The sequence below is a fragment of the Jatrophihabitans sp. genome (genome assembly GCF_036389215.1).
GTDB lineage: Bacteria > Actinomycetota > Actinomycetes > Mycobacteriales > Jatrophihabitantaceae > Jatrophihabitans_A.
Genome location: NZ_DASVQG010000177.1, coordinates 1 through 6,048, shown reverse-complemented (window position 1 = coordinate 6,048; position 6,048 = coordinate 1). Strand labels below are relative to the sequence as shown.

General features: G+C 69.8%; 6 protein-coding genes. 2 read left to right on the top strand and 4 right to left on the bottom strand.

Going from position 1 to position 6,048, the window contains the following annotated elements:
• The coding region (locus VF542_RS09255) for a ComEC/Rec2 family competence protein (protein WP_408651414.1) at positions 1–1,481 on the top strand (1,481 nt) is incomplete at its 5' end.
• A gap of 116 nt (positions 1,482–1,597) precedes the next feature.
• Complete coding sequence (locus tag VF542_RS09250) at positions 1,598–2,356, top strand: MerR family transcriptional regulator (RefSeq protein WP_408651413.1); 759 nt, start codon at positions 1,598–1,600, stop codon at positions 2,354–2,356.
• Positions 2,357–2,422: 66 nt separating this feature from the next.
• Here the strand turns inward: VF542_RS09250 and VF542_RS09245 are convergent, their stop codons facing one another.
• The 4 genes from VF542_RS09245 to VF542_RS09230 all read right to left on the bottom strand — a co-directional run.
• Entirely contained in the window at positions 2,423–2,878 is a 456-nt protein-coding gene (locus VF542_RS09245; RefSeq protein ID WP_408651412.1) for a hypothetical protein, read from the bottom strand.
• 229 nt (positions 2,879–3,107) lie between these two features.
• A complete protein-coding gene (locus VF542_RS09240) occupies positions 3,108–4,412 on the bottom strand; it encodes a hypothetical protein (RefSeq protein ID WP_408651411.1) in 1,305 nt (434 codons plus the stop codon).
• Positions 4,413–4,538: 126 nt separating this feature from the next.
• Complete coding sequence (locus VF542_RS09235; RefSeq protein WP_408651410.1) at positions 4,539–5,828, bottom strand: TolB family protein; 1,290 nt, start codon at positions 5,826–5,828, stop codon at positions 4,539–4,541.
• 4 nt (positions 5,829–5,832) lie between these two features.
• Positions 5,833–6,048, bottom strand: a 216-nt coding sequence (locus tag VF542_RS09230; protein ID WP_408651409.1) for a hypothetical protein, incomplete at its 5' end; no start/stop codon positions are given.

Sequence of the window (6,048 nt, the reverse complement as noted above, 5' to 3'; positions counted from 1 at the left end):
TGGTCGGTTTCGTGGTGCTGGCACGCCCGTCGCCGAGCGTGCTGCGAGCCGCCGTGATGGCCGGCATCGCCCTGGTCGCGCTGGCCACCGGGCGGCAGCGCTCGGCGTTGCCGGTGCTGGCCGCCAGCACCTTCGGACTGCTGCTCTGGCAGCCCGGCCTCGCGGTCGACTTCGGCTTCACCCTGTCGGTCACCGCGACGGCGGCGCTGCTGCTGGTGGCCCCGGGCTGGGTGCAGGCGCTGCGCCGGCGTGGGGTGCCGGCAGGACTGGCGGAGGCGCTGGCGGTCGCCGCCGCGGCTCACCTGGTCACGGTGCCGATCATCGCCGGCATCAGCGGCCGGATCAGCCTGGTGGCGATCCCGGCGAACGTGCTGGCCGAGCCGGTGGTCGGGGCCGCCACCATCCTCGGGCTGCTGGCGGCGCTCAGCTCGGTGCTGTGGCTGCCGCTGGCGGTGCTGCTGGCGCAGCTGGCCGGCTGGCCGTGCCGGTGGCTGGTCTGGGTCGCCGAGTACTTCGGGTCGCTGCCCGGCGCCTCGCTGCCCTGGCCCTCCGGCGTCCGCGGTGGGCTGCTGCTGGCAGCGCTGAGCACCGGGGTGGTGCTGCTCTGCCGCCGGCCGGCTGCCCGGGCGCTGCTGGGGGTCGCGGCCGTGCTCGGGGTGCTGATCCAGATCCCCGGCCGGGCGGTGCTGATCAGCTGGCCGCCACCGGGCTGGATCATGGTCGCCTGCGACATCGGGCAGGGTGACGCGCTGGTGCTCAATGCCGGGCAGGGCAGCGCCGTCGTGGTCGATGCCGGCCCCGACCCGGTGCCGGTGGATCGCTGCCTGCACGAACTCGGGGTGACCCGGATCCGGTTACTGGTGCTGACCCACGATCATCTCGACCACGTCGGTGGCGTGTCCGGGGTGCTGCACGAGCGCGAGGTCGACCGGGTGCTGAGCTCTCCGCTCACCGACCCGGTCACCGGTTACCGGCTGGTGCTGTCGGTGCTGGCCAGCCACCATGTCCGCCTGGAGCAGGCCGAAGCCGGCCAGAGCGTGGAGGCCGGCCAGGCCCACCTCGACGTCCTGGGCCCGAGCCACGTGTTCGCCGGCTCGCGCTCGGATCCGAACAACTCCTCGGTGGTGCTGCGGGCGACGGTGGCAGGCGTGCGGATCATGCTGCCCGGCGATGCCGAGATCGAGGCCCAGGACGACCTGCTGAGCTCCGGCACCGACCTGCACGCCGACATCCTGAAGGTGCCGCACCACGGCAGCGCCTACTCCGACCCGGCCTTCCTGCAGGCCGTTCACGCCCGGTTGGGGTTGATCTCGGTCGGCGCGGGCAACGACTACGGCCACCCGTCACCGCTGCTGCTCGCCGAGCTGGCGCGGCTCGGGGTGCCGGTGGCCCGTACCGACCAGCAGGGTGACATCGCGGTGGTGGACCAGGCCGGCCGGCTGGTGCCCATCGTGCGCTCGGTCAGGCCGGCCACCGGCTGAGCTTGACCTTGCCGTGGCGTCAACGTTTAACGTCGGAGACCAGCGCCCAGGCCGGCCAAGGCAACCGAACGGCTGCAGGCGAGTAAGCACGAGCGCGGGAGGGGAGAGCTGGCACGGTGCCCTGGTCGATCGCCGAGGTGGCCCGGATGTCGGGGGTCAGTTCGCGCACCCTGCGGCATTACGACGAGATCGGCCTGTTGCCACCGGCACACCTCGGCGCCAACGGTTATCGCTACTACGAGCAGACCGAACTGCTGCGGCTCCAGCAGATCCTGCTGCTGCGCGAGCTCGGCCTGGGGCTTTCCGACATCGCGGAGATCCTCGACAGGCAGCGTGACCCGGTGCGGGCGCTGCGCGAGCACCGTCAGCGGCTACTGCACGAGCGGGACCGGCTCACGGTGCTCGCCCGGACGGTGGCGCGGACCATCGACCAGTTGGAAGCGGAAGGAAACAGTGACATGGCCCAGATCAACCGGCCGGAGAACCTCTTCGAGGGCTTTGACCCATCGGCCTACGAGGACGAGGCCCGCCAGCGGTGGCCCGAGGAGTACGAGCAGTCCAGACGGTTCACCGACAGCCTGACCGCGCAGGACACCGAGCAGCTGCAGCGGGAAATGACGGCGGCCATGATCCGGATGGCGGAGTTGATGGCGGCCGGCGAGCAGGTCGACAGCCCGGCCGTGCAGGCCGAGATCGACGCCGCCTATCACGGCGTCTGCCGGTTCTGGACCCCGGACGCCGCCGCGTTCAAGGGCCTGGGCCGGATGTACGTCGAGGATGAGCGCTTCAAGGCGAATTACGACCGGATCGCCGACGGCCTGGCCGAGTTCTACCGCGACGCGATGGCCTGTTACGCCGACACCACGCTCAGCTGACCGGCAGCGTTCGGCGGCGCTGACCGGCAGCGTTCCTCAGCGCTGCCCCGGTCCCGCTGCCAGCGGTCAACCGATCGCGATGCTGACCGTCTTGCAATTATTGCTGGAAACCGGATCGCTGTAGCCGTCGAGGTCCTGGGCGCACGCCTTGACCGTCACGGTGCCGCTGTAGATCGTCGGGTTCACCATGATGGCCGCGCTGGTGCTCCTGCCGTAACCGAGCACTCCAGGCTCACAGGCCGGGGTGTCGGGATTGATGTTGTAGTGATTGGAGATGAGCGGACAGGTGTAGTCCGATGCCCCGGCGGTGGCGTGCGTGAGCGTGAAGTAGAAGGAGACCGAGGCGGCGGTCGTCGTGCTGAGATTCTTGATGGTGAACACCACCGGAAGCTCCTGACCGTGCTGAGCCTTGGTGTACCCAGCGACCGTGTTGCCGGTGATCGCAAGATCGACGCTGGAGGTGGTGGTTGCCTGCGAGGCTGTTGTCAGCAACAGCGTGCACGCCAGCACGCTTGCTGCCACCAGGAACACAATGATCTTTCTGCGCATAGCGCACCCCCGTGTCGCTTGCCGGTTTGAGGAGTCGGACCGTAGCGCCTGACGTGGTCATATCGGAAGGCATCAGGACGAAGCTCCACCGCCCCTAGCGTCAGATTGTGCTGTCCGTACTACCGATTCACCCTTATGTGAAGAACACATTCGGGCAGCAGTAGCGCACGCCTCAGCTCACCCTGAACCGCCGCGGCGACCGTCAGCGCCGTGTGGTCCGCAGGGCGAGCTGGTCGATCGCGCCGACGTGGACGTCGAGGGAGATGGCGCGGCCGGCGCGGTCGATCGCCAGCACCCGGCCGGCGCCGTTGGTGACGAACAGCCAGCGGCTGTCGGGTGACCAGACGAACGTCCGGCCCCCGAGGGTCTGGTCCGAGCTGGTCGTCACGCCGGTCAGGCGGTCGGCGCCGGTGCTCAGATCCAGCAGGTGCACGGTGCTGGCGCCGATCCCGTTGGGTTGCAGCAACGCCGCCGTCCGGCCGTCGGGGGAGATGGCGCCGGCGTTCTGCTCATAGGCATCCAGCGAGGCCTTCACGGTCTGCCGGGCACCGGTTGCTCGGTCGATCACCACGCTGTCGCAGCGATAGCTCTCGTCGCACTCCAGGGTGAGCCAACGGGTGGGACCCACCGCCAGCAGGGTTCCGCCGGTGATCCGGTGCATGCCGTCCTGGCGCAGGTCATACATCCCGCCGATGCCGAACATCAGGACGTTGCCCGCCCGGTCCGAGGCTTGCACCGTCGCGTCCTTGGGAATGGGAACCTGGACGCCGGCCGGGCGGCCGTCCAGGGTGAGCAGTGACAACGCCGTCGCGGTTCCGGTCTCGGTCTCGGCCCACAGGTGCCACGGGTCCGGACCGGGCAGCGCCGAGGCGGCCTGGTCGAGCGCGGGCGGCAGCTGGGTGGCGGGCTTTCCATCGCGCACGACATAACCGGGCACCGAATCCATCGGATGGACGATGGCCCGGTCATGCCCCACCACGAAGAAGATCGGGCTGGCACTGCCCACTTCCGGCACCGACGTGCGGGTCACCCGGCCGCGCCCGAGTTCGATCCGTACGACTATCCCCGGGCCTTGCCCGAACAGCTCCCAGCCGGCGGGAACCGCGAGCAACGGATGGCCGAGATCGGTGACCGAGACGGCGCTTGCCTGGGCCCCGGCCGGCTCCACCGCCGTGGGAGCAGGCGATGCCCCGAACAACATCCCGGACAACGATTGCCCGGACAACGGCGAACCGGTACGCCGGGGCGGCGAGTGCGACTCGGGCAACGGGCGGGCCGCCACTGAAGCGGATCGCGTAACGCTGGCCCCGGCCGGGTCGGTACCGGGCAGCGGATGGGTGGCGCGCTGGTTCTGGGTCAACAGCAGCGCCGCCACCGCCATCGCGGCGACCAGCAGGGACCACCACCGCCAGCCGCCGGGATGGCGCGGGTCGCTGTCCAGGTCAGGGTCCGGGCCGAGATCGAGCCAGTGCTCCGTGCCCGCATCCGGGTCCCGTTCGTTCACCACGTCATTATCCTCCACTGCCCCGTTCGGCAGTGCGAGCGCGCTACCCGGGCCAGCTGCCCAAGTTCGTTGCCGCGCGTCCCAGCCTATACTCCATGACAATGCAAACAGAGAGTTCGGCGGTGCCTTCTAGCCGGCGCCGTGCCGCAAGGCCAGTTGAGTGAGCGGCGGGAGCCGCGTCCCGAGCGGCTTGGCCACGCCGGTGGCCCGGTTGATGATCATCACCCGGCCGCCGGCGTCAGTGACGAAAAGCCAACGGCTGTCCGGCGACCAGACCAACTGCGGACTCATCTGGTTCTCACCTCCCGGGGGCGTCACATCGATCGAGCGGTCGGCGCCTGAGTCGAGGTCCAGCAAATGGATGCCGCCCGAGCTGATGCCGTCGTGGAGCAGCAGCATGGCCGCGGTCCTGCCATCGGGTGAGATCGTGCCGGAGTTGGGCGCGAGGGAGTAGACCGGCGTATCCAAGCTGTGGCGAGCGCCGCTGCGCCTGTCGATGACGACGTTGGCGCAGGAAAGGCTGTCATCACACTCGACGGTGAGCCACCGGGTGGGCCCGCCGGCAAGCAGGACTCCGGTGGTGATCCGGTGGACGCTGCCGGGCCGGACGTCATAGACGCCGCCGATGCCTGCCAACAACAGGTAACCGGCACCATCGGGACCCTGCACGCCGGTACCGGCCGGAACCTCGATCGTGACCCCGGTAGGGCTGCCGTCCAGTGTCAGCAGCGCCAGCACGTACTGCTCAGTGCCAGGCAGGTCGAGCCACAGGTGCTGCTGGTCGGGGCCCGGCAGCATCCACGCCCCGTGCTGCAGGGACAGCGGCAGCTCCGCGGCCCGCTTTCCATCGCGTACGACATAACCGGTCGTGTCGTCCAGCGAGCGGACCAGGACGCGGTCGGAGCCGACGAGGAACACCACCGGAGCGTTGCGGCCCGACACCGGCACCGCGGTGGTGGTGATCCGCCCGAGCGCGAGCTGGATCCGGACGACGACGTCCGGGCCCCAGGCGAACAGCTCCCAGTCGGCGGGCACGTCGAGCAGCGGATGCCCGAGGTTGGTGACCTTCGCCGGGGCCAGCCGCGCTCCGGTCGTCAAGCCGCCGGACAGCCCACCCGGGGATGCACTGACCGAGGTCGGCGGCGGGTCGACGAACGATCCGGAAGACACTGGACTCGAGGAGAGGGTGCGCGACTGCGCGCTCGACGTGCCGGTCGCGGACGGCGAACGGGGCGACGTCGCCGCCCGGTTCGTGCCGTGCTGCGTCTGGGTCAGCAACAGCGCCACCACCACCAGCCCGGCGGCCGCGCCGTACCACAGGTACCGGCGCCGAGGATCCGCCGGCTTGCGGCCCTCATCCGGGTCCGGTCCGAGGTCGAGCCAGTCGACGCGGCCCGGGTCGTGGTCGTAGTTGCTCACCTGGTCATTCTCGACCTGAAAGGCGATGATGTGCCCGAATAATGAGAAGCTTGCCGTGAGTAGCCGAACAGCACGCCGGGCGGTGACGCTTCAGCGCCTGGCCGAATGTGCAACAGTTCCGTTTCGGTCCGCGTTTGATGGGTATGACGACACAGATCGCCGTACTGCCGGTGATGCGGTTGAGGCGCAGCCGGCCCGAAGCCGCCCGCCGAACGACGGA